A 26185-nucleotide genomic window follows, 5' to 3' on the forward strand; every position below is an offset into this window, starting at 1 on the left:
CGCCGGACCGTGCGCGTCTGGCGGTGTGGAGCACACGGACCCCACACCGCCGCACCGGTACGACGGAACAGGATTCCCCGCCGTGCCGGGGATTTTGGCCTGGAACACGGTCCGGCACGCACGCGCGCCGGACCGCTTCGTTCCAGAAAACAGGGTTCACCGGGAGAAGCGCACCACGAAAAAGCCGCCCGTTCCGGTTTCCCGAAGGGCGGCTCCGCGGCTGCGACGTCCTGTCAGGACGACGGCGGGTAGCCGGTTTTCTCTTTCATACCAAGGGCCATGGCATACCAGCGTCGCGTCATGTGTCCTCCCTCGGTGGTGTGCGGTAAGTGTGCAACGAGCCGGTGAGCACGGGCAAACGATTAAAACCCGAGTGGTGATGACGGTTGGAACCGTCATCACCACTCACGGGTTTTTCTACTTGTCCCGCCGGAAAAGCTTGTTCCCCAGCCACACGATGGGGTCGTACTTCCGGTCCGCGACGCGTTCCTTCATCGGGATGAGCGCGTTGTCGGTGATGTGGATGCCCTCCGGGCACACGTCCGAGCAGCACTTGGTGATGTTGCAGTACCCGAGCCCGTGTTCCTCCTGCGCCGCGTCCCGCCGGTCGGCGACGTCGAGGGGGTGCATTTCGAGTTCGGCGATGCGCATGAGGTACCGGGGCCCGGCGAAGGCCTCCTTGTTCTCCTCATGGTCGCGCACCACGTGACAGGTGTTCTGGCACAGGAAGCATTCGATGCACTTGCGGAACTCCTGCGAGCGCTCGACGTCGACCTGCTGCATCCGGTAGTCCCCCGGCTTCAGCTCCGGGGGCGGGGTGAACGACGGGATCTCACGGGCCTTGGTGTAGTTGAACGACACGTCGGTCACCAGGTCGCGGATCACCGGGAACGTCCGCATCGGGGTCACGGTGATGACCTCGTCCTCGGTGAAGGTCGACATCCGGGTCATGCACAGCAGCCGCGGTTTGCCGTTGATCTCCGCCGAGCACGAACCGCATTTGCCCGCCTTGCAGTTCCACCGCACCGCCAGATCCGAGGCTTGGGTGGCCTGCAACCGGTGGATGATGTCGAGCACGACCTCGCCTTCGTTGACCTCGACGCTGTAGTCCTGCAGCTCACCCGAGTCGGCGTCGCCACGCCAGACCCGGAAACTCGCCTTGTAGCTCATGCCGGACTCCCGGGGTGCGAGGCCAGTTCTTCGTCGGTGTAGTACTTCCCCAGCTCGGACAGTTCGAACAGCTCCAGCAGGTCCTGTCGCAGCGGGGTCTGTTCCTTGACCTCGATACCGATCTCCGGCACCACCGGGTTGTCGCCCGGCGTGGCCGAGCAGACGAGGAGTTTGTTGCGCCACTGGGGGTCCATGCCCGGGTGGTCGTCGCGGGTGTGGCCGCCCCGGCTCTCCGTGCGCATCAACGCGGCCCGCGCCACGCATTCACTGACCATCAGCATGTTCCGCAGGTCGACGGCGAGATGCCAGCCGGGATTGAACTGCCGGTGCCCCTCGACGGTGACCCGCTTGACCCGCTCGCGCAGTTCCCCGAGCTTCTCCAGCGCCCGCTCGATCTCCTCCGCCTTGCGGATGATGCCGACCAGATCGTTCATCGACTGCTGCAGTTCGGTGTGCAGGCTGTACGGATTCTCCTCGACGCCGTCACCCGGCGGATCGAACGGCGCGAGCGCCATCGCCGCGGCGGCGTCCACATCGGACTGGCTGACCTTCGGACGGTCCTTCAGTTCCGACACGTAGGACGCGGCGCCGAGTCCGGCGCGACGGCCGAAGACGAGCAGGTCCGACAGCGAGTTCCCGCCGAGCCGGTTCGAGCCGTGCATCCCGCCCGAACACTCGCCCGCGGCGAACAGGCCCGGCACGCTCGACGACGCGGTGTCCGGATCGACCTCGATCCCGCCCATCACGTAGTGACAGGTCGGGCCGACCTCCATCGGCTCCTTGGTGATGTCGACGTCGGCGAGTTCCTTGAACTGGTGGTACATCGACGGCAGCCGCTTGCGGATCTCCTCCGCGGGCAGCCTGCTGGCGATGTCGAGGAAGACCCCGCCGTGCGGCGATCCCCGGCCGGCCTTGACCTCGGAGTTGATCGCGCGCGCCACCTCGTCCCGGGGCAGCAGGTCCGGGGTGCGGCGGTTCTTCTCCTGGTCGGTGTACCAGCGGTCGGCCTCTTCCTCGCTGTCCGCGTACTGCCCCTTGAACACGTCAGGGACGTAGGAGAACATGAACCGCTTGTCCTCGGTGTTCTTGAGGACCCCGCCGTCACCGCGCACGCCTTCGGTGACCAGGATCCCCTTCACACTCGGCGGCCAGACCATGCCGGTCGGGTGGAACTGGACGAACTCCATGTTGATGAGCGCCGCCCCGGCCCGGAGTGCCAGCGCGTGCCCGTCGCCGGTGTACTCCCACGAGTTCGAGGTGACCTTGAACGACTTCCCGATGCCGCCGGTGGCCAGCACCACCGCCGGCGACTCGAACAGGATGAACCGGCCGCTTTCCCGCCAGTACCCGAAAGCGCCGGAGATCCGGCCGTCATCGGTCAGCAGTTCGGTGATCGTGCATTCGGCGAAGACCTTGATCCTCGCCTCGTAGTCGCCGGTCTCCTTGAAGTCCTCTTGTTGCAGCGAAACGATTTTCTGCTGCATGGTGCGGATCAGTTCGAGTCCGGTGCGGTCGCCGACGTGCGCCAGCCGCGGATAGGTGTGCCCGCCGAAGTTGCGCTGGCTGATCCGCCCGTCCTTCGTGCGGTCGAACAGCGCCCCGTAGGTCTCCAGTTCCCAGACCCGGTCCGGCGCCTCCTTGGCGTGCAGCTCGGCCATCCGCCAATTGTTGAGGAACTTCCCGCCGCGCATGGTGTCGCGGAAGTGGACCTGCCAGTTGTCGTTGGAGTTCGCGTTGCCCATCGACGCCGCGCAGCCGCCTTCGGCCATCACCGTATGCGCCTTGCCGAACAGCGATTTGCACACCACCGCGACGCTGAAGCCGCGCTCGCGGGCCTCGATGACCGCGCGGAGACCGGCGCCACCTGCCCCGATCACCACCACGTCGTAGTTGAACGTTTCGACCTCGGTCATAGAGAGAGCCACCTCAAAGCTTGTCGCCGGGGACGGGAGATTCCCGTGCCACTAGTTGATGAACCGCAGGTCCGAAATCGCCCCGCCGGCCACGAGCATCACGTAGAAGTCGGTCAGCACGAGCGTGCCGAGCGTCGTCCACGCCAGCGCCATGTGCCGGGTGTTGAGCTTCGTGATCTGCGTCCAGATCCAGTAGCGGACCGGATGTTTCGAGAAGTGCTTCAGCCTGCCGCCGGTCACGTGACGGCACGAGTGGCACGACAACGTGTAGGCCCACAACAGGATCACGTTGCCGAGCAGCACGACGTTGCCGAGCCCGAAACCGAACCCGCCGGTCTTGCCGTGGAAGGCGGTGATCGCGTCGTAGGTGTTGATCAGCGAGACGACCACGGCGACGTAGAAGAAGTAGCGGTGGGCGTTCTGGATGATCAACGGCAGCCGCGTCTCGCCGGTGTACTTCGCGTGCGGTTCGGCGACCGCGCACGCTGGCGGCGAGAACCAGACCGCGCGGTAGTAGGCCTTGCGGTAGTAGTAACAGGTCAGCCGGAACCCCAGCAGGAACGGCAGGACGAGAAAGCCGAGCGGGATGAAGCCCGGCAGCTCGCCGATCCAGGCCCCGAAATGCCGGGAGCCTTCGACGCAGGATTCCGAGACACAGGGCGAATAGAACGGCGTCAGGTAGTGGTACTCGGGCACCCAGTAGGCGGTGCGGACGAAGGACCTGATCGTCGCGTAGACGATGAAGGCGGAGAGGCCGAGGACGGTCAGCAGCGGGGAGAGCCACCACCGGTCGGTGCGCAGCGTGCGTTCGGCGATCCGGGCCCGCGACGGCGCGCGGACCCCCGTACCCCGTCCGGCCTCATCGCCGGCGGGGGCGCTCACCGCTGGTCGCGCTTGTAGCCGCCGACGCCTTCGTCATCGGCGCCATGCCAGAGCGCCGGGTCGTAGGGCGTGTCGGGCACCTGGACCCGATCGACGGCCTTCGCCTGCGCGGGCACCGCGTTCGGGGTCGTGTCGAGATCTGCGGCGTCGATGTCGAGCCGCTCCACGTCGTTCGCCAGGCGTCGCACCGCCGACGCGTCGCCGTATCGGGATCGCAGCGTGCCGACGCACTGCCTCAACTGACCGATGGCTCGCCGAAGTTCGGCGATCTCTGTGGTGGACATCGGTACCTCCCGATGGTCGGTTCGGTTGGCCGCTCGAGCCTTCGAAGGCAAGCGATCCTCGCCGTCTCGACTCTGCCGCGCATTGTGCAATGTGACAAGTAGCACAGTAGAACTCGACGACGTGACGGAGGTCACGCGAGTCGATCTTCTGTATCGATTTTGATTCGCGGTTTCCCCCGAGGTACTGTGGCCACTGTCACGACCCAGCGACGTCAGCGTTGCCGTCCCGCGGACCACCACGACCAGTGATCCGGAGCCGGACAATGAGCACCGCCCCGAACGTCCACCCCATCATCGCCGAAGTCACCGAACGCATCGCCGCCCGCAGTGCCGAGACCCGCGCCGCGCATCTCGAGCGGGTCGCCGCCGCCTACGAAGAAGGTCCGGTGCGGCGCGGACTCGACTGCAGCAACCTCGCACACGGCTTCGCCGCGATGGAGGGAGTCGACAAAGCGGCATTGCGCGCCGTGCGGGCGCCGGGTGTCGCGATCGTGTCCTCCTACAACGACATGCTTTCGGCGCACCAGCCGATGCAGGAGTACCCCGCGTTGGTGAAAGGTTCGGTCCGCCAAGTGGGCGGCGTGGCCCAGTTCGCCGGCGGCGTCCCCGCGATGTGCGACGGCGTCACCCAAGGCCGTCCGGGCATGGAGCTGTCGCTGTTCAGCCGCGAGGTGATCGCGATGTCGACCGCGATCGCCTTGTCCCACGACATGTTCGACGCGGCGCTGCTGCTCGGCGTCTGCGACAAGATCGTGCCGGGTCTGCTGATCGGCGCGCTGTCCTTCGGGCACCTCCCGGCGATCCTGGTGCCGGCCGGGCCGATGAACTCGGGCCTGCCGAACCAGGAGAAGGCGCGCGTGCGCCAGCTGTACGCCGAGGGCAAGGCGACCCGCGAAGACCTTCTGGACGCCGAAGCGGCTTCGTATCACTCGGCGGGAACCTGCACCTTCTACGGCACGGCCAACTCGAACCAGATGGTCGTCGAGGTGATGGGCCTGCACCTGCCGGGCGCCAGCTTCGTGCAGCCGAACTCGTCGTTGCGCCGCGCGCTCACCGAGGAGGCCGGGCGCCGCGTCGTGCGGATCTCCCGCGGCGAGGAGTACACCCCGGTCTCGCGGGTGATCGACGAGAAGGCCGTCGTCAACGGCGTCATCGCGCTGCTCGCGACGGGCGGTTCGACCAACCACACGATGCACCTCGTCGCGATCGCCGCAGCCGCGGGCATCCAGCTCACCTGGGACGACTTCTCGGACCTGTCGTCGGTGATCCCGCTGCTGGCGCGGGTGTACCCGAACGGCAGCGCCGACATCAACCACTTCCACGCCGCCGGTGGCATCCAGTTCCTGGTCGGCACGCTGCTCGACGCGGGCCTGCTGCACGAGGACGTCCAGACCGTCGCCGGGCCGGGGCTGAGCCGCTATCGGCAGGAGCCGATCCTGTCCGAGGACGGACTGGTCTGGCGCGAGGTGCCGACGCGCAGCCTCGACGAAGACGTCCTGCGCCCGGCGTCGCGGCCGTTCGCCGCCGACGGCGGGCTGCGGATGGTGGCGGGCAACCTCGGCCGTGCGGTGATCAAGGTGTCGGCGGTGGCGCCCGGACATCGCGTCGTCCAGGCCCCGGCGCGGGTGTTCACCGACCAGAAGTCCTTCAAGGACGCTTTCGAGGCGGGCGAGCTGGACCGGGACGTCGTCGTGGTCATCCGGCAGCAGGGCCCGCAGGCCAACGGGATGCCCGAACTGCACGGCCTCACCCCGGCGCTGGGCGTGCTGATGGACCGCGGGCACCAGGTGGCGCTGCTCACCGACGGCCGCATGTCCGGCGCGTCCGGCAAGATCCCCGCCGCGATCCAGGTGACCCCGGAAGCCGCCGTGGGCGGCCCGATCGCGCGGATCGCCGACGGCGACGTCGTCCGGCTCGACGCGCAGGCCGGGACGCTCGACGTCTTCGTGGGTGACGAAGAACTCGCCCGTCGTGAACTGGTGGACTCCCCTCCTTCGGAGGCATCCTGGACCGGCACCGGCCGGGAGCTGTTCGCGGCGCTGCGCCGCGCGGTCGGTCCCGCCGATCAGGGCGCGAGCGTGTTCGGACCGCTCACGCCGGAACACTTCGGCGCTCCGGCGCACACGTTGAACCCTGTGGAGGTAAGTCAGTGACCACCGGCGCCGACCTGCTCGGCCTGTCCCCTGTGATGCCCGTCGTCGTCCTCGACGACGCCGCCGACGCGGTGCCCACCGCGCGCGCCCTGCTCGCGGGCGGCATCGGCGTGATCGAGCTGACCCTGCGCACCCCGGCGGCCCTCGCCTCCATCGAGCGCATCGCCGCGGAGGTCCCGGAGATCGTCATCGGCGCCGGGACGGTCACCGCACCGGAACACGCCAAGCAGGCCGCCGACGCCGGCGCGAAGTTCCTGGTGACCCCGGGCTGCACAGACTCGGTCCTGGACGCCGCGTTCGACACCGGACTGCCGTTCCTGCCGGGCGCGAGCACGGTTTCGGAGGCGATGCGGCTCGCCGAACGCGGGCTGACGGCGCTGAAGTTCTTCCCCGCCGAGGCCAGCGGCGGCGTCGCGTACCTGAAGTCGATCAGCGGCCCGTTGCCGGGGCTGCGCTTCTGCCCGACCGGCGGCATCACCGTGAAGACCGCGCCGGACTACCTCGCCCTGTCCACTGTGGGCTGTATCGGCGGTTCATGGCTGACCCCGAAGGATGCCTTGGCGGACAAGGACTTCGGGAAAATCGAGGCTCTCGCCGCGGAGGCGTCGAGGCTCTGATCGATCGCGTGAAGGCCGCCCTCACGAGGGCGGCCTTCACTGTTTTAAGAGTGCTCAGAGTGGTAACTGGTACTGAATGAAGCCTCGGTTGACCGCGACCTGGTCGTACAGGCGGCGCGCGGTGGCGTTGGTTTCCTTGGTGTGCCAGTAGACCCGGTCACAGCCGCGGCTACGCGCCCAGTCCGCCACCGCCGCGATCAGCTCCCGCGCCACACCCTTGCCCCGGGCTCGCGGAGCGGTGAAGAGGTCCTGGAGATAACAGACGTCGGTGAGCGCGGAAGTGCTGGGGTGGATCAGAAAGTGCGTGATTCCGACGAGTTCGCCGTCGAGGCGGGCGACGAGCGCGTGCATCCGTTCCCCCGAGCGGAATTCCCGCCAAGCGCGGTCGTAGACCTCTTGGGGCGAAACACGTTCGTAGAAGGCGACGTAGGCACGGAACAGGTTCTCCCAGGCTTCACGGTCTTCGGGTTCCAGTGGCGCGATGGTGATCATGGTGTCCTCCCAGTGATCACCCGAGCCTAGGGATTCCCCCCACCGCGAGGAGTGGCCAATCGTGCGGTAAAGCGCATTGCCACTCGTGCTGTTCGCGACTCAGCTCACGGCCTGCTTCACGAGCGCGGCGATGCGCTTCTCCACGGCGGCCGTCATCTCGGTCAGCGCGAACGCGGTCGCCCACATCGCGCCATCGTCCAACTTGGCCTCCTCGTTGAAGCCGAGCGTCGCGTAGCGCGTCTTGAACTTGGCCGCGGCTTGGAAGAAGCAGACGATCTTGCCGTCGAGGGCGTAGGCGGGCTGGCCGTACCAGAGCTTCGGCGCGAGCATCGGGGCGTTGGCTTTGACGATGGCGTGGACCCGCTCGGCCAGCACACGGTCGTCGTCGGACATCTCGGCGATCTTGTCGACCACGTCTTGCTCCGCGGCCGCGGCCTTGTCGGCGGCCGAACCGCGGCGGGCCGCCTTCTTCATGTCCTGGGCGTGTTCCTTCATCGCGGCCTTCTCTTCGGCCGAGAATCCTTCGTAAGTGGTGCTGCTCATGGCGTTTCCTCCTCGGTAGGCGGCGAGTGGGGGCATCCGGTAGTGGCACATCAGGACTGGGCGGCGAGCGTGGAGGTCTCCCAGCGGAAGCCGTCCGGGTCGGTGAACGGCGCGGCGGGACCGCTGACCGCGATCCGGTGTGAACCGGTGCCCTCCGGGGCGACGCCCGCGTCCTTGGCGAGGGCCTTGCGCCGGTACAGCGCCAGCTTGACCGGGCTCGACCCGGATTCGAACTCGACATACACCCGGCCGAAGCTCTTGCCCACGGTGAGACCGTGCTCGACGTAGAACTTCTTGCTAGCGGAGATGTCGGCGACGCCCAGCAGCAACACGATGCCGTCGATCTCGCGAGTGGCCGGTCCGGTGTTCTTTTTCGCCGAGGTGGCGATCTTCCAGATCGCGCCGTCCGGGGCCTGGACGACCCCGCCGTAGCCCCACATCGACTTCGAGGCGGGTTTGATCGCGGTCGCGCCGGCGGCGAGGGCGGCTTCGATCAGGGCGTCGACGTTGGCGGGCTGCGACACCGTGAGGGAGAGGGTGTAGCCGCGGAAGCCGGTGGTGGGCTCCTGAGCGGCCCGCAGGCGAAGCTGGGTGTCGAGGCCGAAGGCGGTGGTGTAGAAGCGTTCGGCGGCCGCGGTGTCGGCCACTTCGAGGGTGATGGCGTCGATCAAGTTCATGCCGGTAACGCTATTTCCCGGCGGGCGCCCGATGCTTCTCGATTCCTGATCGGTCGTGTCGGCGCTGGTCGCGGTCTGCCGTGGAAAGCACAACACCGGTCGGCGGGCACGGGGGCCCGCTCGACCGGTGAGCAGCTCGGACTCAGTCGAGGGCGGGGTCGTCCAAGAGGGCGGCCTCGGCGCCGAACTCGCGGAGTTCGTCGCGGATCACGGTGTAGGCCAGCCCCTGGGGATAGCCCTTGCGGGCGAGGACGCCCAGCAGGCGACGGATCGCCGTCTGTTCGTCGACGTCGCCCAAGGAGCGCATACGCTTGCGTACCAGCTCTCGGGCGCGCTGCTCCTCTGCCTCTCGGTCCACCTCTTCGGCGGCCTGGACGGCGATATCCCCATCTATTCCTTTGCGTTTGAGTTCGGCCACGAGCGCGTTCCGTGCCAGGCCCATGTTGGCGTGGCGGGAACGAACCCACATTTCGGCGAACTCGGCGTCGTTGACGAGCCCTGCCTGGTCCAGCTTACCGAGCAGGGTCTCCGTCGTCTCCTCGTCGAAGCCTTTGCGCTTGAGGGCCTGACGCAGTTCCTCCGTGGAGCGCGGGCGCGCGGCCAGGAGATCAAAGCAGATCTCCTTGGCCTTCTTCCTCCGCTCGTCCGGCGGCAACTCCGCCGGATCCACCTTGGGCGCTCGCAAACCCGTTCCTCCTAGAAGTCGACCGGTGCCGGGGCGGCCTCGGCGTCGACGACGGCACCGATGCCGAGCTTCTCCTTGATGCGCTTCTCGACCTCGTTGGCGATGTCCGGGTTCTCGAGCAGGAACTTCCGCGCGTTCTCCTTGCCCTGGCCCAGCTGGTCGCCCTCGTAGGTGTACCAGGCACCGGACTTGCGCAGGATGCCCTGGTCGACACCCATGTCGATCAGCGAGCCCTCACGGGAGATGCCCTTGCCGTACAGGATGTCGAACTCGGCCTGCTTGAAGGGCGGCGCGACCTTGTTCTTCACGACCTTGACGCGGGTGCGGTTGCCGACGGGCTCGCCGCCGTCCTTCAGCGTCTCGATCCGGCGGACGTCCAGCCGGACCGACGCGTAGAACTTCAGCGCCTTACCACCGGTCGTGGTCTCCGGGGAGCCGAACATGACGCCGATCTTCTCGCGCAGCTGGTTGATGAAGATCGCGGTGGTGCCGGAGTTGCTCATCGCGCCGGTCATCTTCCGCAGCGCCTGGCTCATCAGCCGCGCCTGCAGACCGACGTGGCTGTCACCCATCTCGCCCTCGATCTCGGCGCGCGGCACGAGCGCGGCGACCGAGTCGATGACCAGGATGTCGAGCGCGCCGGAGCGGATCAGCATGTCCGCGATCTCGAGCGCCTGCTCACCGGTGTCCGGCTGGGAGACCAGCAGCGCGTCCGTGTCGACGCCGAGCTTCTTGGCGTAGTCCGGGTCCAGCGCGTGCTCCGCGTCGATGAACGCGGCGATGCCGCCGTTCCGCTGCGCGTTGGCGACCGCGTGCAGCGCGACGGTGGTCTTACCCGAGGACTCCGGACCGTAGATCTCGATGACGCGGCCGCGGGGCAGGCCGCCGATCCCGAGCGCGACGTCGAGCGCGATGGCCCCGGTCTGGATGACCTCGATCGGCACGCGCCCCTCTTCGCCGAGGCGCATGACCGAACCCTTGCCGTACTGCTTGTCGATCTGGGCGAGGGCCAGTTCGAGGGCCTTGTCCTTGTCGGGTGCTGCTGGTGCCATGGAGTCCACCTCGTTGGTTGAGCCGGTAGGGCTTGTTTCAGTTCTGAGCTGTCGGGCTCGACGCTACGGGCGACCACCGACAATTCCAGGCCTCGCGCCCAAGCTGTGGATCGCTGACCCCGTTGTGGACAACACCATAGACGAACGTGTGTTCGAGCCCGTGACCGACACGCCGTCGCGCTAGGGTGCTCGCCTTCATCCCGAGGTCAGCGCCGCTCCGGCGGGATCTCGAAGGCCTCGCAGACCGCCCGCCAGATGTCCTTGGCCGAGATTCCGGAGTCAAGGGCCTGTTCGACGGTCCGGCCCCCGAGTTCACCGAAGACGTGATCCCTCGAGAGGGTTTCCGCACGTCCGGGACCGAATTCGTCGGCCATCAGCCGCCGGAAGACCGTGATACGCATCGGGGGAAGTCTAGCCCCGGGCTCGATCCGAACCGCGCGAAGGGCTTCTTCACCGGCAGTGAAGGCCTCCTTGAGGGAACCCGAGTCTCCTCAGCAGTCCCAATAGCACCACCAGCCACAACGACGGCCGGACTGGGCTCTCAACTGTCCACAAGGGACGCTTTCCCGACCACGGCGCTCGATTCGGGTGATTCGCGCCGTGTCGGCATGAAGCAAACGTGGCGTGTCTCGGTCCGCCTCACCGGGAGTCTCATGACTGTCGCCAGTCGATGAAGGCCTCCTTCACTACCTTGAGGGTAGGCAAGGCCAGGCGGACCGAGGGCATCGACTGGGTGGATTTCGGGACGTTGGGTGACCAGAAATCCACCCAGTCCCGCGTGACCGGTCCAGTCACACCGGCCAGACTCGTGAAGACGTGAGGGGGTGGGTGGAAATAGAGACAGCGAACGTCCCTATTTCCACCCACCCCTCACCGTGAGTGACAACTCACGCTCGCGTCAACCCCGCTGAGAAACGTACATAGAGACATCCCTTGTCGGCGCTGAACCCGGGTCGGCGCCCGGAAACAGGAGACCTTCACGGCCCCGGATTCAGCCCCGCACCAGCGGACCTATTCACCCGGTTGGATGCTCTTTTCGAAGTAGTCGGCCAGTTCGCCCGGCGTCGGGCTCTGCCCTTCGGCCGGGACCTGGTAGATGAAGCCGGCCAGCGGCCGGTCGGTCACGGTGAACACCAGCACGGCCGCGTTCCGCCCGGCGGCCGAGGAGTACTGGCCTTCCAGGGCGTTGCCCACCCACTTGGCCTCGGTGCGGTCACCGCCGGCGAAGGCGAGCAGCTGGTCGGTGTAGGCCTTGAGCTTCTCCGCGGAGTCGCTCTGCAGATAGGTCACCTGGGTTCCGGCGCGGCCCGGCGCGGAACAGGTCGACGTCACGCCGAGATCTTCCGCCGGTTTCGCCGGTCCATTACCCATTCCGGGCTTGCAGTCGCCGGTGTCGGCGATCTTCCCGGCGAGCTGGCGCAGGCAGCCGGTGAGCCCCTTGTCGTCGGCCGCGCCGGGAGTCTTGCACTCGTCGGCGGTGTAGGTGGTCACCGACGAAGAGGTCAGGAAGTACACGAGCCCGGCGGCGATCAGCACGATGACGGCCGCGAGCGCGCCGATGACGAGCGGCTTCTTCTTGCTCGCGGTCGCCTTCTCGCCGCTGTCACCGCCGGCCAGGGAGTACGTCGGGAAGTTCGTCGGCGCGGGCTGTTGCTGCACCTGCTGCGGGCCGCTGTTCGGATAGCCCGACTGCGGGAAACCGCCGGACTGGCCGGGGCCGGACTGATAACCGGGAATCGACGCGACCTGCTGTGGAGGCGCGTACGGGCCCGAAACGCCGGGGTGCGCACCGGTGCCGGCGGCGAGCTGTCCTTCCACCCCCTGTGTCCGGGAGCTGATGCCGTCGGAGGCGACGTGCTGGGCGCCGAGGGCGACCGCGGTCTCGGGCTGGTCGAGGCTGCCGGGCACGACGCCGAGCTTCTCCGCGATCAGGCTGCCGACCAGCGGAAGCCTGCTCGAACCGCCGACGAGGTAGATACCGGCGAGCCGGTCCGGCGTCATTCCGGCCGAGCGGACCACGCGCGCCATCAGCTCGACACTGCGCAGCATCGACGGTCGTACCAGCGCCTCGAGTTCACCGCGGGTGACGAGTACGTCCTCGAACGGCTCCGGCATCGGAACCTCGGTCTGCGGGTGCCGCGAAAGAGCCTCCTTCGCCGCCTTCACGTCCTCTTGCAGCGCGCGTCGCGTACGGCGGTCCGGAGTGGACTCGGGCCGCAGGACCCGCTGCCAGCGCTGGGGATCCTTGTGCGAGACCTCGCGGCCGACGTGCACCAGCAGTGCCTGGTCGACGTCGAGGCCGCCGAGGTCGGGAAGGCCGTCTTCGGCGACGACGGTGAAGCCGCCGTTCGGGGTGGCGCCGACGATGGCGACGTCGAAGGTGCCGGCACCGAGGTCGTACACGGCGAGTGCCTGGCCGGGGGCGAGCGTCTTGCCGGGGAACGACGCGAAATGCGCCGCCGCGGCGACCGGCTCGGGGACGAGCACCAGGTTGCCGCCCATTCCGGCGAGGCGGGCGGCGGACAGCAGCACGTTGCGGCGCGTCTGGCCCCACTGGGCGGGATGCGTCAGCCGGACCTCGTCGGGCAGTTCGCCGCCGAGCTGGCGGGTGGTCTCGTCGAGGACGCGGCGCAGGATCGCGGCCAGCACCTCGGTGACCGGGATCACGTCGGTGCCGAGCAGCAGCGTCTGCTCGTCGATGCGGCGTTTGGGGTTGGGCTCGAAGCGGGTCGGGTCGAGCCGGGCACGGCGTTCGGCGTCACGGCCGACCATGATCGTGCCGTCCTCGGTGGCGAAGACCGCGGAGGGCATGTTGGCCGAACCGTCGACCTCGACCACCCGCGGCGGCCTCCCGTGCGCCGAAAGGACGGCCACGGTGTTGGACGTCCCGAGGTCCACCGACAGGATCCGCACAGCTCTTTCCCCTTCACAGACGAACGGCGACCGCCCCAGCACTGATCCGGTCGCGCTGGCCGTGATGCTCCCATGAGCGAGGTCACCGTACGTGCGGAACCCGCCGAACTCGTCCCCGACCGGGTGCCTTGTCACCGGCTTCGGAGCGAAACTGTCGGGGGTCCGGCGCACTATGGAGGGCGTGGCAGACGTACTCGACCTCTTCTCCCCCGCGACCAGGGACTGGTTCACCGGGGCCTTCGCCGCGCCCACCCGCGCGCAGGAAGGGGCTTGGCGAGCCGCGCACGCCGGGGAACACGCGCTGGTCGTGGCCCCCACAGGGTCCGGTAAGACCCTTTCGGCGTTCCTCTGGGCCCTGGACAGGCTGTCGGTCGAACCGCCGCCCGCCGAGCCGCGGAAACGCTGCCGTGTCCTCTATGTCTCACCGCTGAAGGCGCTGGCGGTCGACGTGCAGCGCAACCTGCGGGCTCCGCTGGCCGGTATTTCCCAGGCGTCGCGGCGGCTGGGGCTGCCGGTGCCGGACATCGGGGTCGGCATGCGCACCGGCGACACCACGGCCGCCGAACGGCGCTCCTTCGGCAAGACACCGCCGGATGTGCTGGTCACCACACCGGAGTCGCTGTTCCTCATCCTCACCTCCTCCGCGCGCGATTCGCTGCGCGGCGTGGAGACGGTGATCGTCGACGAGGTGCACGCGGTCGCCGGCGGCAAACGCGGCGCGCATCTGGCCCTCTCGCTCGAACGGCTCGACGCGCTCTTGGCGAAACCTACCCAGCGGATCGGGCTCTCGGCGACGGTCCGCCCGATCGACGAGGTCGCTTCGTTCCTCGCCGGCGGCAGGCCCGTCACCGTCGTGCAGCCGAAGCTGGCGAAGACGATCGAGGTCCGCGTCGAGGTCCCGGTCGAGGACATGTCCAATCTCGACAGTCCACAGGGGCCGAAGCAGAACGAAGACCTCGACGCGGGGCTCGCCAGGCTGCCGGGCGCGCTGGAGGAGATCGACGGCGCGCCGCGGAGGCCGTCCATCTGGCCAGCCGTGGAGGAACGGGTCCTCGAACTGATCCAATCCCACCGGTCGACGATCGTGTTCGCCAACTCGCGGCGGCTGACCGAGCGGATGACGGCCCGGCTCAACGAACTCGTCGCGGAGCAAGCCGAGCTGGAGCCCGACCAGCGGTATCCGGCCGAGGCGATCGGCCAGTCCGGGCTCACCACGGGCGCGGCGCCGGTGATCGCGCGGGCGCACCACGGGTCGATGTCGCGGGAGCAGCGCACCCACGTCGAAGAGGAACTCAAGACGGGCCGCCTCGCCTGTGTCGTGGCGACGTCCTCGCTGGAACTGGGCATCGACATGGGCGCGGTGGATCTCGTCGTGCAGATCGAGGCGCCGCCGACGGTCGCTTCGGGACTGCAGCGGGTCGGCCGGGCCGGGCACCAGGTCGGCGCGGTGTCGAGCGGGGTGATGTTCCCGAAGTTCCGGGGCGACCTCGTCTCCTGCGCGGTGGTCGCGGAACGGATGGCGGCCGGGGCGATCGAGGCGGTGCGGTACCCGCGCAATCCGCTGGACGTGCTCGCGCAGCAGATCGTGGCGATGGTGGCGCTGGAATCGTGGACGGTCGACGACGTGGCCGCCCTCGTCCGCCGCGCGGCGCCGTTCGCCTCCCTCCCGGACGACGCGTTGCTGGCGGTACTCGACATGCTCGCCGGCCGGTACCCGAGCGAGGAGTTCGGTGAACTACGCGCCCGGATCACCTGGGACAGGGTCAGCGGCGAACTGCACGGCCGCCCGGGCTCGCAGCGGCTGGCGGTGACCTCCGGTGGCACGATCCCCGATCGCGGCCTGTTCACCGTGATGACGCCGGGTGCCGACGACAAACCCGGCTCGCGGGTGGGTGAACTCGACGAGGAGATGGTCTACGAATCCCGCGTGGGGGACACGATCCTGCTCGGTACCTCCTCCTGGCGGATCACCGACATCACCCATGACCGCGTGCTCGTCGTGCCCGCGCCCGGCGAGCCGGCGCGGATGCCGTTCTGGAAGGGCGACGCCCCCGGCCGCCCGCTGGAACTGGGGCGGGCGCTGGGCGCGTTCGTCCGCGAACTGTCCACTTTGGAGCCTTCGGTGGCCAGGGAACGCGCCGCCGTCGCCGGGCTGGACGAGTACGCCTGCGACAACCTGCTGGCGTATCTGGAAGAACAGAAGTCGGCGACCCGGCATGTCCCGAACGACAAGACCGTCCTGCTGGAACGGTTCCGCGACGAACTCGGCGACTGGCGGGTCATCCTGCACTCCCCGTTCGGGGCTCAGGTCAACGCGCCGTGGGCGCTCGCGATCGCGGCCCGGCTGCGGGAGAACCGCGGGGTCGACGCGCAGGTGGCGCATTCCGACGACGGCATCGTGCTGCGGCTGCCGGAAGCCTTGGACTCCGAGGGCTCGGAAATCACCATCGGCGTCGAAGACGTGCTGCTCGATCCGGAAGAGGTCGAGCAGCTGATCGTGGCCGAGGTCGGCGGTTCGGCGGTGTTCGCCGCCCGGTTCCGGGAATGCGCGGCCCGATCGCTGCTGCTCCCCCGCCGCGATCCGCGCCGCCGCACCCCGCTGTGGCAGCAGCGACAGCGTGCGTCGCAACTGCTTTCGGTCGCGGCCAAGTACGAACGGTTCCCCGTGGTGCTGGAAGCGATGCGGGAAGTCCTCCAGGACGTGTACGACGTCGGCGGGCTGCGCGAGCTGATGGCCGACGTCCGGTCGCGGAAGGTCAAGCTGGTCGAGGTCGAGACGCCGTCGGCGTCACCGTTCGCGCGCAGCCTGCTCTTCGGTTACGTCGGGATGTTCCTGTACGAGACCGATGCCCCGCTCGCGGAACGGCGCGCGGCGGCGCTGGCGCTGGATTCGACCCTGCTGGCCGAACTGCTCGGCACCGAGGCGATCCGGGAACTGCTGGACGCCGAGGTCGTCGCCGAAGTCGAGCGATCGTTGCAGCGGCTCGACCCCGACAGGCACGCCCGCAACGCCGAGGAGGCCGCGGATCTGTTGCGGTTCCTCGGAGATCTCTCGATCGAGGAGGCCGCGGCACGCGGAATCCAGCGGGAATGGCTGGAGGAGCTGGAAGCCGCGCGGCGGGTGCTCCGGGTCCGCATCGGCGGCGGTGAACGTTTCATCGCCATCGAGGACGCGGGCCGGGTGCGGGACGCGCTGGGGACGGCGTTGCCGGTGGGGGTGCCGGAGGCGTTCACCGAACCGGTCGAGGATCCCGTCGGGGACCTGCTCAGCCGCTATTCCCGCAGTCGCGGCCCGTTCAGTGCCCGGCAGGCCGCCGAACGGTTCGGACTGGGGACGGCGGTGGTCACCGGTGTGCTGGACAGGCTGACCGCGCAGGGCAGGCTGGTGCGGGGTGAGCTGAGCCCGGTCGGACATCCGGAAACCCACGGCGTCGGGATGGAGTTCTGTGACGCGTCGGTGCTGCGCAGGCTCCGGAGGGCGTCACTGGCGCGGCTGCGGGCCGAGGTCGAACCGGTCGAACCGGCGGCCTTGGGCCGGTTCCTGCCGTCGTGGCACGGCATCGGCGCGCGAGTGCGGTCGGCGCCGACGGCGGACGACGTGCTGTCCGCGGTCGAGCAACTGGCCGGGGCCCCGCTCCCGGCGAGCGCGGTCGAATCGCTGATCCTGCCGAGCAGGCTGCCCGGCTACACGCCGTCGCTGCTCGACGAACTGACCACGGCGGGCGAGGTCACCTGGTGCGGCTGCGGTTCCCTGTCCGGCGGGGACGGCTGGCTGGCGCTCGCGCCGACGGACGTCGCCGATCTGCTGCTGCCCGACCTCGACGACGATCTGCCCTCCGGCCCGCTCCACGCGGCCATCCTGTCCACTTTGGAGGGTGGTGCGCAGTTCTTCCGCCAGCTCGTGGACCGGGCGTCACCGTTGGTCGAAACCCCGCCCAACGACGGTGAAGTCGTTGCCGCGCTGTGGGATCTGGTGTGGGCCGGGCTGGTCACCGGGGACACGCTCGGCCCGTTGCGGGCGCAGGTCTCCGGTTCGGGCGCGGCGCACAAGCCACGACGGCAGGCTCCTCGCGGCCGGTACGCGCGGCTTCGGGCCGGACGGCCGGCGATGCCGTCGCGCAGCGGTCCGCCGACGGTCGCCGGGCGTTGGGCGCTGACCCCGGAACGCGCACCGGACCCGACCCGGCGTGCGCTCGCGCGGACGGAGGCGTTCCTGGAACGGCACGGCGTCCTCACCCGCGGCGCACTCGACACCGAGCGGGTGACCGGCGGTTTTTCCGGGATCTACAAGGTTTTGCGCGGGATGGAGGACTCGGGCCAGGTCGTCCGTGGCTACGTCGTCGAGGGACTCGGAGCCGCGCAGTTCGCGGCGAAAGGCGCCGTCGACAGGCTGCGCGCGCAGTCCGGGAACCAGCGCACCACCCGGGAGGGGGCGGTCGTGCTCGCCGCCGCCGACCCCGCCCAGCCCTACGGTGCCGCGTTGCCGTGGCCTGCCGCGACGGGTGACACGAAGCACCGTCCCGCAAGGAAAGCGGGAGCGCTGGCGGTGCTCGTGGACGGTGTCCCGGCGATGTACGTCGAACGCGGTGGCCGGTCCCTGCTGAGTTTCACCGAGGATCAGGAGACCTTGCGGTCGGCCGCGCGGGCACTGTCCACAGCGGTACGGGAAGGCTGGCTGGGACAGCTCGCGGTGCAGAAGGCCGACGGCGAAGTGGCACTCACCTCCGAGCTGTCGGCGGTGCTCCAGGAGGCGGGATTCCGGGCGACTCCGAAGGGCCTGCGCCTGCGGGCCTAGAATTGCCGCTCAGGCCAGCGGAGAAGGACGTTCGAACATGGTGATGCGCGACCTGCGCTACTTCGGGGATCCCGTGCTCAAGACCGTATGCGACCCGGTCACGAAATTCGACAAGAAGGTCGAGGCGCTGGTCACCGACCTGATGGACGGGGTGAAACCGGCCGGGCGCGCGGGTCTCGCGGCGCCGCAGATCGGGGTCGGCCTTCGCGTGTTCAGCTACGACGTCGGCGGGCTGACCGGGTACGTGATCAACCCGGAGCTCGTCGAACTCTCCGAGGAGACACACGAGATCGGCGAGGGCTGCCTTTCCGTGCCGGAACTGTGGTTCCCGGTCGTCCGCGCGAAGCGGGCCGTCGTCCGCGGGGTCGACTTGCGCAACGAACCGATCGAGGTCGAAGGCGTCGACGTGCTCGCGCAGTGCCTGCAGCACGAGACCGATCACCTCGACGGCAAGCTGTACCTGGACCGCCTCACCCCTGAGCGCAAGAAGCGAGCGCTGGGCGAGGCCCGCGGCAAAGACTGGTTCTGGAAGCGCTGACCTCCCTTCGCGTTTAGTCCTCTGAATGCGGTAGTTGGCCCTACGGACCAGCGCGTTCAGAGGACTAAACGCGGGGGTCGGGGAGCGTGAAGCGCAGGGTGCCGGACTCGCCGGGGAGGCGTTCGGGGCGAAGACCCGCCCGGGCGCCGGTGCGGTAGAGGGAGTCGTCGCCGGGCAGGCAGACGGCGACGAGTTCGCGCTCCCCGTTGGCCGTGGCGAGAACGGCGAGCCGGGAGAGCAAGGCCGTGCCGATGCCCCGCCGCTGCCAGGAATCCTCGACCAGGAGCGAGACTTCGGCCGCCCCGCCGCCGGCGGCGGGGATCAGCTGACCGAGGCCGATCACGTCGCGGCCGCAGACCGCGAGCAGGCTCACTCCGCGCGGCGGCATCAGGAGCCGGTGCAGCCAGCGACGCGGTACGGCGCGCATTCCGGTGTGGTAGCGGTGGAACAACGTCGTCATCGAGCATCTCTGGTGCAGCGCGGACACCGCCTCCGCGTCACCGGGGACCCCCTTCCGCAGGACGATCGCGGCGCCGTCGAGCCGGTCGAGCACGATCGGCCCGGTCACGTTGTCGCGGACGGCGGTCATCAGGCCGATCAGCGCGAAGGCCCGGCTCAGTTCGAGTTCGACGAACGGCGACCACCGTCGGCGAGCGACGAACGCGGTCCCGTCCCCGGCGGGGAACACCGCCCGGTGCCCGCCCTCCGTCCGGGCGGGGTTCGCCTCGATGGAGGGAACCTTCGTGACGACGTCGGCCGCGAGGACGCCGCGAAGCACCTCCGCGAGTTCGCCGGGCGCCTCGACGGCCTGTTTGGCCGCGGTGAACGTCGAGGTGGCCGGATCGACCAGTTCGGCCAGGTCGGCGTCGATGACGGCGGAGCATTCGCAGCCTTCGTCGCGGATCGCGTCGATGAGCAGCTGCCGGGGCAGGCCTACGGCCGGCCGCAGGACGATCTCGTCGAGCACGCCGCCGGGGACCGGCAGCACCGAGAGCCCGAGGATGTTGCACTCGAGGTCGGCCAGCCTGATCGCGATCCTGGCGAGGGTGCCCGGCCGGTCGTCCACGCCGATCCGGACCCGCCAGGCCGACGCGGCCGCCGTCTCCGCACCGGAATGGACCTGGGTGGGCCGGATTCGATAGGTCTCCATGACCTCAACGGTCCCCGCCGGTTGTTGCCTTCCCACGGCGCCGGTGTTTCGCTCAGGTCAGCGTTCGGCGCCGCCGCGCAACCCCGGCGAAACACTCAGCGCGGGGAAAGCACGCTGAACTCGTTGCCCTCCGGGTCCACCATGGCCACGGCGCCTTGTCTCACCGAACCCTGCCCTGTCGCGCCGAGCTCCCGGAGTCGCCGGACCTCGGCGGCCCGGCTTCCGCCTCGCCGTGGCGCGATCTCGAACCGCAACCGGTTCCTGTGCCGTTTCTCCTCTGCGGTGACGAGGAACTCGATCCATGGACCGCGCTCACCCGGCGGTCGCAAGCCCACGATCGACTTTTCCCGGACACCGATCTCCCGGCCGAGCGCGGCCGCCCAGAACCGCGCGAGCCGCTCCGGGTCCCTGGCGTCGGTGACGACCGAGGCGATCGCACCGGTGCCCGCGTACTGCTCGCGGGGTTCGAGGACACAGAACTCGTTGCCCTCGGGATCCGCCAGCACCACCCACGGCACCCGTTTCTCCTCCGGCGGGCCCTGGCCGATGTCGATGTGCCGTGCGCCGAGGGACAGCGCACGGTCCACCAGTTCGGCCTGGTGTTCCGGCGAACGGCTCGCCAGATCCAGGTGCAGCCGGTTCTTGCCCCGTTTGGGCCCGGCCTCCGAGCGGAAGGCCGGGTCGAACGGGGCGTCCCAGCTGAACAGCCCTTCCCAGAAACCCGCCAGATCTCTGGGAAGGGCCGAGTCGAAGACCAGGTTCACCAGGTGTGCTGCCACACCGGTGAACCTAGACGAGACCACCGACAGCTCTGACCGGTTTGGCTTCCCCACCGACCGGTCATCGGGTCGCGAGCCGCAGAAGGGCCCAGAGTTGTCCCGCCATGTCCTGGTCTCCGCTGACCGTCACCGCCGTCGGACCCGCCCGGCCCCAGAGCCAGCGGTAGATCTTGTCCGGCTGTCCGGTGACCAGATCGTCCGCGCGCTGGGCATCCTCGGCCGAGCATCGCCAGGCGACCGTTTCCGTCGGCCCGGCTCTGGCGATCCAGTGATGGCCCGCGGTGCGCACGCCGACCGATCCGGTCTTCGTCCCGGACAGTCCCAGCAACGGCAGCCGCTGGCCGAACCAGAGCGCCAGCGCCTCGTCGATCCCGTCGAGTGCCACGTCCTCGGGGATCTCCGACACTTCCCGCCCGGCCGCGTTCTCCGCGTCGATCCGGTGGATCGTCGCTTCGTGCGCCATCCGCCGCCGCCAGAACCCGTAGCTGCGGTCCGCCGGCCACCAGGTCGGCGCCGGTTCGTCCGCGTCGTGCGCCGACAGTTCGGCGACGAGTTCGTCCCGGCCCTGGCGGAAGTACTCGTCCAGGGTCTGGCCCGGCCCCGGTTTGCGCTGCCAGTGCTCGGGACGACGCCCGTCGGTGATCCACCGGCGGGTGACCCGGTACACACTGCCCACGTGCCGGAGCACCTCGCCGAGGGTCCAGCCGGGGCAGGTCGGGACCGGCGCGTCGGCGGACGCGTTGTGCGCCACCTGGGACATCAGCTCGGTTTCGGCGCCGATCACCGCCAGAAACCTGCCCTGGTCGATCATGGCCTGCCCGGCCATCGGCCACCCCCTCTCCGCGGCGCGCTAGGCCACATGCGCCGAATCACCCATCGGCAGCCCGTGCACCACCCGCCGGACCAGTTCCAGGAACACCGTGGCGGCCTTCGTCAGCTCGTCCGCCAGTTCGACGGTGACCTTGCCCGTGATGCCCGCCTGCGCGGCCGCCCGCGTCCCGGAGTTGGCCGCGAAGAACGCCGCCCATTCCTTCAGTTCGGGCGCGACCGATTCGAGCAGCACCCAGCCGCTCGTGGGCCGGGCACGGCCCCGGTGCGGACGGCCCCGGGCCTCCAGGACCGCCGCCGCACCCCGCAGTGCGGCGAGGTACGCGCCGATGAACCGCTCCGCGGGATCGCTCTCCCGCTCTGCTTCGCCAAGGCCACGCCTTGCCTGTGCGTACAAGGAGACCGCCGCGGGTGGTGCCGGCGGGCGCAACGACATCGGCAGGGCGGGCTGCGCGGAGCCCCCTGGCCTCTCGGCTTCGTCAGGGGACACGACCGAAACGGACATGACGACCCTCCTCCTGTACGTGAGCGCCGGCCGGTGCCCGGCGCCGAGGCGCTTCCCCCGCCCCCGCGCCGGGCACCTACCGGTGCGCGCTCACCGGATGTCGAACGTCTGTTCGAACAAGTCCAATGTAACCCTGAAGTGCCCCTTTCTTCAACCCCGGCCCCCTCGAACCCGTAGCCGGGTGGTCGCCGCATGTGGCGCGGGACACGGGATCGGGCTCGTGATCTCATAGGGTCATGAGCACCATCGACCAGTCCGGCCATCCCTCGGTCGCCAAGGTCGCGGCCGCGCTCGCCGGGGCGGGTCAGCAGGCCGCCGCGGCCGGGATCCGGATCCTCCCCGCCGAAGTCCGCACGGCCGCGCAAGCCGCCGAGGCACTCGGCGTCGAGGTCGGCGCGATCGCGAACAGCCTCGTGTTCCGCAGCCGCACCGGCGACACGGTGTCGGCGCTGCTCGCACTGACCTCCGGCGCGCACCGCGCCGACACCGGGCTGCTGGCCGCGCTGACCGGCGCCGACGAGATCGGCAAGGCGGACGCGGAGTTCGTCCGCGCGCACACCGGGCAGCCGATCGGCGGGGTCGCCCCGATCGGTCACCCGAAGGCGTTGACCACCCTCGTCGACACCGCGTTGCGCGCCCACGACGTCGTCTGGGCCGCCGCCGGGCATCCGAAGTCCGTGTTCCCCACGACGTTCGAGGAACTGCTCGCGCTGACCGGGGGCACTCCCGCGGCCGTCGCGGGCGGCGGGCAGGATGGACGCCCGTGACCGCGATGTCCTCGGAATGCACCCGCTATGTCCAGTTGTCCGCGGACGAGTTCCGCGCCCGGCTCCCCGAGGCGCTGACCATCTACGTCAACGCCATGCGCTACCCCGAAGGCACGGCGGAGCAACGCGCGCCGATGTGGCTCACGCACGCGCTGCGCGAAGGCTGGCGCTGCATGGCCGCACTCGACGCGGACGGCGTCCTGCTCGGGATCGCCTACGGCTACAAGGGCCGCGGCGGCCAGTGGTGGCATGAGCAGGTCCGCCATGGTCTGACCCGCCGCGAGGGCCAGGCCGCCGCCGAGCACTGGATGTCCGACTACTTCGAGCTCACCGAGATCCACGTCAGCCCCGAAAGCCAGGGGAAGCGGATCGGCGAGGACCTCCTGCGACGGCTGCTCGACGGCGTGCCCAACGCCCATGTCCTCCTTTCCACGCCGGAAGGCACCAGCCGGGCCTGGAACCTGTACCGGCGCGTCGGGTTCGTCGATGTGCTGCGGGACTACCACTTCGCCGGGGATCCGCGGGCGTTCGCGATCCTCGGCCGGACGCTGCCGCTCTAGCTCGCGGGCCGCAGATAGGCGACGCCGAGCGCGGCGATGAGCACCACCGCGCCGCACCAGCCCACGACGCCGAGCCGCTCCCCGAGCACGGCCATGGACAGCAGCGCGGCGGTCAGCGGTTCGAGCAGCGCGGACAACGCGGCCAGCACGGGATGCGCGCCTTCGAGACCGCGGAAATACGCGGCGTACGCCAGCGCCGTGGGAACGACGCCGAAGTACAAAACGAGCGCGAGAACATCAGCGTGCGGCGGCACCGCCATCCCGAACCACACCGCGGCGGGGGCGAGTACGGCGCCGCCGATCAGGCAACCGAAAGCCGTGGTGGGCAAGGGATCCAGTCCCTCGACGCGGGTCGCGGTCACCAGGGTCAACGCGGCGAACCCGGCCGCGGCGAGCAAGGCGAACAGCACTCCGGCGACGTCGACCTTCTCGCCGGGCGTCCACTGCAGCAGCGCGAGCCCGGTGAGGGAACCGGCCAGTGACACCAAGGTCCACGTCGCGGGAAGCCGCCGGGACTTGACGACCGTCACGATGGCGAGCAGCACCGGCGCGCTGCCGATGGTGGTCATCGTCGCGACGCTCACCGAACTCAGCGAGACAGCGACGAAGTAGCTGGTCTGAAAGAGGGCGAACAGGCCGCCGACGGTCAAGAGGCGACGGCGGGCCTCCCGCGTGCGCGGAAGGCCGCGGAGACCGCCGGTGAGCCAGAGGTAGCCGGTGGCGATCACGCCGCCGATCAGCAGCCGGTACGCGGCGACACCCATCGGATGGAGTCCCGTGCGGGACGCCAGCAGGGATCCGGCGAGGCCACCGGTCCCCCACAGGACACCGGCGAGAACGAGCGCGGCCGACGATCGGGCGCGCGTGGGTACGGCAACGGACATGGGGAAACGCTCCTGCGTCTGTGTCTGTCGGAAAGGACGTCGACGACGCGGGGTGCTTCAGTGCATCACGAAGAGGCCGGGCGGCTGGAACGCCGCGCGGCCGGAGACACCCCGCTCAGGAGGCGGGGGGCGGGGTGACGAGGAAGATCCGGTGCACGGGGTGAACGTATCAAGGCTTGGGTGGCGGCGGCACCTGAATTGCGGCACGGCGGAGGCCCCCTCCGGATGCCATGAAAGGTCCTTTCCTTGCAAATTTCGCAAGGAAAGGACCTTTCATGGCACTGCCGGAGGCGAGAAGCTCAGTCCAGCGTCGCCAGCATCTCCCGCAGCGTGTCCAGCCCCATCCCGCCGAGCGCCAGCGCTCGCGTGTGGAACTGCTTGATGTCGAACGCGTCGCCCTGCCGGGCACGGGCCTCGTCGCGCGCGGCGAGCCACAGGCGTTCGCCGAGCTTGTACGACGGCGCTTGCCCGGGCCAGCCCAGGTAGCGGTCGATCTCGTCGTGCACGTGGGCCGGGTCGGTCACGGTCCGGGTGAGCATGAACTCCAGGCCGAGTTCGGGCGTCCACCGCTCGCCCTCGTGGAATCCGGTCCCGGCCGGGATCTCCAGCTCCAGGTGCATGCCGATGTCGACGATCACCCGCGCGGCGCGGAACAGCTGCTCGGACAGCATGCCGAACAGTTCGCCGTCGTCGGCGAGGAATCCGAGGTCCTGCATCAGCCGCTCGGAGTACAGCGCCCAGCCCTCGGCGTGCCCGGAGGTGAACGCCAGCAGCCGCTGGTACTTGTTGAGCGACTTCGACTGGTCGACGGCGGTCGCGATCTGCAGGTGGTGGCCCGGCGCGCCCTCGTGGTAGACGGTGCTGACCTCGCGCCAGGTGGTGAACTCGTCCCGGCCCTGCGGCAGTGACCACCACATGCGGCCGGGGCGGGAGAAGTCCTCGCTGGGGCCGGTGTAGTACGCGCCGACGGTGCCACCGGGCGGGGCGATCTTGCACTCCAGCGCCATCACCCGGTCGGAGATGTCGAAGTGCTTGCCGCGCAACGACTTCAGCGCGTTGTCCGACAAGTTCTGCATCCAGGCCTGGAATTCCGACCGGCCGCGCACGACGTACTTCGGATCGGCGTCGAGGGCGGTGGCCGCCTCGGCCAGCGTGGCGCCGAGCTTGATCCGGGCGGCGACCTCGAGCATTTCCGCTTCGATGCGGGTGAACTCGGCCCAGCCCCAGGCGTAGGCCTCGTCCAGGTCGAGCGTGGCGCCGGTGAACACCCGGGACCACAGTTTGTACACCTCGGCGCCGACGGCGTCCTTGACCGGCGCGAGCGGGGCGAGTTCGGCGCGAAGGAAACCGGCGAACTCCGCGTACGCCTCCTGTGCGGCGTTCGCGGCCTGGTCGAGTTCGGCGCGAAGCTGGTCGCTCAGGCCCTTCGCGCCCGAAGCCATGGCGCTGAAGAACCCGGTCTCCTCCTTGAGGCCCGCCCAGGTTTCGGCCTGCTCGGCGACCTTGCCGACCTGCCGCAACGCCGCCACCCGGCCGGCGCCCGCGGCCCCGAGCAGCGAGGCGCGGATGCCGTCGAGCGCTTCGGGCACCTTCGCCATCCGGACGGCGATGGTCGCCCAGTCCTCCGCGGTGTCGGTGGGCATGAGGTCGAAGACCATGCGCAGTTCCTGGACGGGGCTTTCCATCACGTTCAGCGCCGCGATGTCGAGACCCGCCTCGTGGATCTCCAGCTGCAACCCGATCCGCTCGGTGAACACCGCCTTGGCCGCGCGCTCGCCGTCGTCGGCGGGTTCGGCCGCTTCGATGTCGGCCAGCGCGCGGGCGGCGATGGCGGCCCGCGCCGCGTGCCCGGCGGGCGAGTAGTCGGTCAGCTGGTCGTCGTATCCGGAGATACCGAACGTGGTCGCGGCGACCGGGTCGGCCGCGGCGTACTCGTCGACGTACCGGTCACAGATCTGGTGCACACTTCGCGCGGTTGAAGCCATGCCCGGCACGCTA

Annotated in this window: 23 protein-coding genes; 6 read left to right on the forward strand and 17 right to left on the reverse strand. The window is 69.4% G+C overall.

Annotated features, from left to right (window positions below; genetic code table 11):
• Nucleotides 1-417: 417 nt before the first annotated feature.
• The 4 genes from AVL48_RS17905 to AVL48_RS17920 are packed head-to-tail and all read right to left on the reverse strand — an operon-like array spanning nucleotide 418 to nucleotide 4249.
• Nucleotides 418-1170, reverse strand: a complete 753-nt coding sequence (locus AVL48_RS17905; protein ID WP_061984068.1) for a succinate dehydrogenase/fumarate reductase iron-sulfur subunit — start codon at nucleotides 1168-1170, stop codon at nucleotides 418-420.
• On the reverse strand, nucleotides 1167-3083 hold the full coding sequence (locus AVL48_RS17910; protein WP_061984065.1) for a fumarate reductase/succinate dehydrogenase flavoprotein subunit: 1917 nt from the start codon (nucleotides 3081-3083) through the stop codon (nucleotides 1167-1169). The genes AVL48_RS17905 and AVL48_RS17910 overlap by 4 nt, the downstream gene beginning before the upstream one ends.
• A gap of 51 nt (nucleotides 3084-3134) precedes the next feature.
• Complete coding sequence (locus AVL48_RS17915) at nucleotides 3135-3965, reverse strand: hypothetical protein (RefSeq protein ID WP_061984063.1); 831 nt, start codon at nucleotides 3963-3965, stop codon at nucleotides 3135-3137.
• A complete protein-coding gene (locus AVL48_RS17920) occupies nucleotides 3962-4249 on the reverse strand; it encodes a hypothetical protein (protein ID WP_061984061.1) in 288 nt (95 codons plus the stop codon). The genes AVL48_RS17915 and AVL48_RS17920 overlap by 4 nt, the downstream gene beginning before the upstream one ends.
• A 263-nt stretch (nucleotides 4250-4512) precedes the next feature.
• On the opposite strand from AVL48_RS17920, the gene edd reads away from it, so the two are divergent.
• Both edd and eda read left to right on the forward strand, forming a co-directional pair.
• Complete coding sequence (gene edd, locus AVL48_RS17925) at nucleotides 4513-6402, forward strand: phosphogluconate dehydratase (protein WP_061984059.1); 1890 nt, start codon at nucleotides 4513-4515, stop codon at nucleotides 6400-6402.
• Nucleotides 6399-7019 (forward strand): bifunctional 4-hydroxy-2-oxoglutarate aldolase/2-dehydro-3-deoxy-phosphogluconate aldolase, encoded by a 621-nt coding sequence (gene eda, locus AVL48_RS17930; protein ID WP_061984057.1) that lies wholly within the window; start codon nucleotides 6399-6401, stop codon nucleotides 7017-7019. Before edd ends, eda begins: the two co-directional genes overlap by 4 nt.
• A 54-nt stretch (nucleotides 7020-7073) precedes the next feature.
• On the opposite strand, the gene AVL48_RS17935 is transcribed toward eda, so the two are convergent.
• The 7 genes from AVL48_RS17935 to AVL48_RS17965 form a co-directional block, all read right to left on the reverse strand.
• The gene (locus AVL48_RS17935) at nucleotides 7074-7511 is read right to left on the reverse strand and encodes a GNAT family N-acetyltransferase (RefSeq protein ID WP_061984055.1); all 438 of its coding nucleotides are present in this window, start codon (nucleotides 7509-7511) and stop codon (nucleotides 7074-7076) included.
• Between the two features lie 99 nt (nucleotides 7512-7610).
• The gene (locus AVL48_RS17940) at nucleotides 7611-8054 is read right to left on the reverse strand and encodes an iron chaperone (protein WP_061984053.1); all 444 of its coding nucleotides are present in this window, start codon (nucleotides 8052-8054) and stop codon (nucleotides 7611-7613) included.
• A gap of 50 nt (nucleotides 8055-8104) precedes the next feature.
• A complete protein-coding gene (locus AVL48_RS17945; RefSeq protein ID WP_061984052.1) occupies nucleotides 8105-8731 on the reverse strand; it encodes a VOC family protein in 627 nt (208 codons plus the stop codon).
• Between the two features lie 142 nt (nucleotides 8732-8873).
• Nucleotides 8874-9401: a regulatory protein RecX gene (locus AVL48_RS17950; protein WP_143104879.1), complete on the reverse strand. Its 528-nt coding sequence runs from the start codon at nucleotides 9399-9401 to the stop codon at nucleotides 8874-8876.
• A gap of 26 nt (nucleotides 9402-9427) precedes the next feature.
• Entirely contained in the window at nucleotides 9428-10468 is a 1041-nt protein-coding gene (gene recA, locus AVL48_RS17955; RefSeq protein WP_061984048.1) for a recombinase RecA, read from the reverse strand.
• A gap of 206 nt (nucleotides 10469-10674) precedes the next feature.
• On the reverse strand, nucleotides 10675-10869 hold the full coding sequence (locus AVL48_RS17960) for a DUF3046 domain-containing protein (protein ID WP_061984046.1): 195 nt from the start codon (nucleotides 10867-10869) through the stop codon (nucleotides 10675-10677).
• 610 nt (nucleotides 10870-11479) lie between these two features.
• Nucleotides 11480-13381 carry an Hsp70 family protein gene (locus AVL48_RS17965; RefSeq protein ID WP_061984235.1) on the reverse strand — a complete coding sequence of 634 codons (1902 nt, stop codon included), beginning with the start codon at nucleotides 13379-13381 and terminating at the stop codon, nucleotides 11480-11482.
• A gap of 172 nt (nucleotides 13382-13553) precedes the next feature.
• Between AVL48_RS17965 and AVL48_RS17970 the strand changes: the two genes are divergently transcribed.
• Both AVL48_RS17970 and def read left to right on the forward strand, forming a co-directional pair.
• Nucleotides 13554-18176, forward strand: coding sequence for an ATP-dependent helicase (locus AVL48_RS17970; protein WP_061984044.1), 4623 nt, complete (start codon nucleotides 13554-13556; stop codon nucleotides 18174-18176).
• Nucleotides 18177-18213: 37 nt separating this feature from the next.
• Nucleotides 18214-18714, forward strand: a complete 501-nt coding sequence (gene def, locus AVL48_RS17975) for a peptide deformylase (RefSeq protein WP_061984042.1) — start codon at nucleotides 18214-18216, stop codon at nucleotides 18712-18714.
• Nucleotides 18715-18778: 64 nt separating this feature from the next.
• Here def and AVL48_RS17980 read toward each other — a convergent pair whose 3' ends face one another.
• The 4 genes from AVL48_RS17980 to AVL48_RS17995 form a co-directional block, all read right to left on the reverse strand.
• Nucleotides 18779-19864 carry a GNAT family N-acetyltransferase gene (locus AVL48_RS17980; protein ID WP_061984040.1) on the reverse strand — a complete coding sequence of 362 codons (1086 nt, stop codon included), beginning with the start codon at nucleotides 19862-19864 and terminating at the stop codon, nucleotides 18779-18781.
• Nucleotides 19865-19959: 95 nt separating this feature from the next.
• Complete coding sequence (locus AVL48_RS17985; protein ID WP_061984038.1) at nucleotides 19960-20643, reverse strand: VOC family protein; 684 nt, start codon at nucleotides 20641-20643, stop codon at nucleotides 19960-19962.
• 61 nt (nucleotides 20644-20704) lie between these two features.
• Entirely contained in the window at nucleotides 20705-21469 is a 765-nt protein-coding gene (locus tag AVL48_RS17990) for a maleylpyruvate isomerase family mycothiol-dependent enzyme (RefSeq protein ID WP_061984036.1), read from the reverse strand.
• Between the two features lie 24 nt (nucleotides 21470-21493).
• Nucleotides 21494-21976: an SAV_6107 family HEPN domain-containing protein gene (locus AVL48_RS17995; protein WP_061984034.1), complete on the reverse strand. Its 483-nt coding sequence runs from the start codon at nucleotides 21974-21976 to the stop codon at nucleotides 21494-21496.
• Nucleotides 21977-22212: 236 nt separating this feature from the next.
• Between AVL48_RS17995 and AVL48_RS18000 the strand changes: the two genes are divergently transcribed.
• Together AVL48_RS18000 and AVL48_RS18005 are read left to right on the forward strand one after the other, a co-directional pair.
• On the forward strand, nucleotides 22213-22743 hold the full coding sequence (locus AVL48_RS18000; RefSeq protein ID WP_061984032.1) for a YbaK/EbsC family protein: 531 nt from the start codon (nucleotides 22213-22215) through the stop codon (nucleotides 22741-22743).
• The gene (locus AVL48_RS18005; protein ID WP_061984030.1) at nucleotides 22740-23303 is read left to right on the forward strand and encodes a GNAT family N-acetyltransferase; all 564 of its coding nucleotides are present in this window, start codon (nucleotides 22740-22742) and stop codon (nucleotides 23301-23303) included. Before AVL48_RS18000 ends, AVL48_RS18005 begins: the two co-directional genes overlap by 4 nt.
• On the opposite strand, the gene AVL48_RS18010 is transcribed toward AVL48_RS18005, so the two are convergent.
• Nucleotides 23300-24187, reverse strand: a complete 888-nt coding sequence (locus AVL48_RS18010; RefSeq protein WP_061984028.1) for a DMT family transporter — start codon at nucleotides 24185-24187, stop codon at nucleotides 23300-23302. The two genes, AVL48_RS18005 and AVL48_RS18010, sit on opposite strands and share 4 nt — an antisense overlap.
• Nucleotides 24188-24486: 299 nt before the next feature.
• Nucleotides 24487-26172 carry a DUF885 domain-containing protein gene (locus AVL48_RS18015; protein WP_061984026.1) on the reverse strand — a complete coding sequence of 562 codons (1686 nt, stop codon included), beginning with the start codon at nucleotides 26170-26172 and terminating at the stop codon, nucleotides 24487-24489.
• Nucleotides 26173-26185: the final 13 nt, after the last annotated feature.

The organism is Amycolatopsis regifaucium (genome assembly GCF_001613935.1).
Lineage (GTDB): Bacteria > Actinomycetota > Actinomycetes > Mycobacteriales > Pseudonocardiaceae > Amycolatopsis > Amycolatopsis regifaucium.

Coding starts and splice junctions, on each gene's coding strand:
- AVL48_RS18000 (WP_061984032.1), top strand. CDS start 22,213: ATGAGCACCATCGACCAGTCCGGCCATCCCTCGGTCGCCAAGGTCGCG.
- AVL48_RS17905 (WP_061984068.1), bottom strand. CDS start 1,170: ATGAGCTACAAGGCGAGTTTCCGGGTCTGGCGTGGCGACGCCGACTCG.
- AVL48_RS17935 (WP_061984055.1), bottom strand. CDS start 7,511: ATGATCACCATCGCGCCACTGGAACCCGAAGACCGTGAAGCCTGGGAG.
- AVL48_RS17945 (WP_061984052.1), bottom strand. CDS start 8,731: ATGAACTTGATCGACGCCATCACCCTCGAAGTGGCCGACACCGCGGCC.
- recA (WP_061984048.1), bottom strand. CDS start 10,468: ATGGCACCAGCAGCACCCGACAAGGACAAGGCCCTCGAACTGGCCCTC.
- def (WP_061984042.1), top strand. CDS start 18,214: ATGGTGATGCGCGACCTGCGCTACTTCGGGGATCCCGTGCTCAAGACC.
- AVL48_RS17920 (WP_061984061.1), bottom strand. CDS start 4,249: ATGTCCACCACAGAGATCGCCGAACTTCGGCGAGCCATCGGTCAGTTG.
- AVL48_RS17995 (WP_061984034.1), bottom strand. CDS start 21,976: ATGTCCGTTTCGGTCGTGTCCCCTGACGAAGCCGAGAGGCCAGGGGGC.
- AVL48_RS17960 (WP_061984046.1), bottom strand. CDS start 10,869: ATGCGTATCACGGTCTTCCGGCGGCTGATGGCCGACGAATTCGGTCCC.
- AVL48_RS17990 (WP_061984036.1), bottom strand. CDS start 21,469: ATGGCCGGGCAGGCCATGATCGACCAGGGCAGGTTTCTGGCGGTGATC.
- AVL48_RS18015 (WP_061984026.1), bottom strand. CDS start 26,172: ATGGCTTCAACCGCGCGAAGTGTGCACCAGATCTGTGACCGGTACGTC.
- AVL48_RS18010 (WP_061984028.1), bottom strand. CDS start 24,187: ATGTCCGTTGCCGTACCCACGCGCGCCCGATCGTCGGCCGCGCTCGTT.
- AVL48_RS17940 (WP_061984053.1), bottom strand. CDS start 8,054: ATGAGCAGCACCACTTACGAAGGATTCTCGGCCGAAGAGAAGGCCGCG.
- edd (WP_061984059.1), top strand. CDS start 4,513: ATGAGCACCGCCCCGAACGTCCACCCCATCATCGCCGAAGTCACCGAA.
- AVL48_RS17980 (WP_061984040.1), bottom strand. CDS start 19,864: ATGGAGACCTATCGAATCCGGCCCACCCAGGTCCATTCCGGTGCGGAG.
- AVL48_RS17970 (WP_061984044.1), top strand. CDS start 13,554: ATGGAGGGCGTGGCAGACGTACTCGACCTCTTCTCCCCCGCGACCAGG.
- AVL48_RS17910 (WP_061984065.1), bottom strand. CDS start 3,083: ATGACCGAGGTCGAAACGTTCAACTACGACGTGGTGGTGATCGGGGCA.